We start from the raw sequence: 1,018 nt of genomic DNA on the forward strand, positions 1-1,018 counted from the left end.
GCTTATGATTGAGGTCCTCTTCGAATTTTCGATTCATATTTAAAGTCATTTGACGGTATCCATAGATTCCATCAACTTTCTCATGAAGAGCCTTGATTTCCTTTATAATTTCTTCATTTCGAAGCTCACGAACAGAAGGTGAGCGATTTAGCCACTTATAATAAGCAGATCGTGCAATTCCTGCAACCTCACAGAGTAAGATAATAGCGAGATTTTCTTCCTGATGTAGCTCTTGAATTGCGATATACTTATCTTCAAATCGAATTTGACTTATCTTCGCCTCCTTTCGATCTCCTCTAACTTTTTTAAGAATGCGTTCTCTGCACGTAAACGTTCATTTTCTTTTTCCAGCTTTCGCATCTCGAGTTTAACCTTCTCTTCTGGAGAAAGCTCTGATTCTACTTTATTCTTTCCTCGCTTATCCCTAAGCGCTTCGTCTCCACCATCTTCATGCTTTTTAACCCACTGATATACTTGTTGATAAGAAACTTGATAGGTCTCGGCTGCTTTTTGATAATCTTTATCGTTCTCCAAGCAATAATAAACAATTTGTTTCCGTTCATCTAAAGTGGTTTTTCTTCCTTTAGTCATAGAGTTCGTCCTTCCGTGTGACGTATCCTTTAATTCACTATGACTATTTTACTTGTTAATCCATTGTCTGAGGACCGATAAATCCGATATTTCATACCTTCTTGTAATCTCTCGTAAAGAATATTTACCAGAAAGGTAATCCCTTATGGCGGATAGTTTTAGTTCCTTAGAATACCTTTTCCAAGTGGAAGACTCCTTTAGACCGTCCGTCCCATACTTATCAAATTTATGTTTCCATTCCAAAATAGAGGAGTGGTGTACTTTATAAATTGATGCGACTTCGTTTATCGAATATTGATTATCCTCCAACGCTTTCAATATCTCGAATTTTTCTTCTACAGAATAGGACCTTTTAGACATAATAAATACTCCCCAATAAGTAGCCAGATTTTTTATTTTTAATCTGTCTACCTATTGGGGAGCATAT

3 protein-coding genes are annotated in these 1,018 nt (G+C 36.3%); all 3 read right to left on the minus strand.

What is annotated here, in order from left to right; all coding sequences use genetic code 11:
• On the minus strand, positions 1 to 313 hold a 313-nt coding region (locus COE25_RS32490; RefSeq protein ID WP_373605396.1), incomplete at its 3' end, for an IS3 family transposase.
• On the minus strand, positions 271 to 591 hold the full coding sequence (locus tag COE25_RS30070) for a helix-turn-helix domain-containing protein (protein ID WP_098935238.1): 321 nt from the start codon (positions 589 to 591) through the stop codon (positions 271 to 273). The genes COE25_RS30070 and COE25_RS32490, both read right to left, overlap by 43 nt.
• 48 nt (positions 592 to 639) lie before the next feature.
• Positions 640 to 951 (minus strand): transposase, encoded by a 312-nt coding sequence (locus COE25_RS30075; protein ID WP_098935239.1) that lies wholly within the window; start codon positions 949 to 951, stop codon positions 640 to 642.
• Positions 952 to 1,018: the final 67 nt, after the last annotated feature.

Origin of the sequence: Bacillus sp. AFS031507, from assembly GCF_002584635.1 — a bacterium.
Lineage (GTDB): Bacteria > Bacillota > Bacilli > Bacillales > Cytobacillaceae > Neobacillus.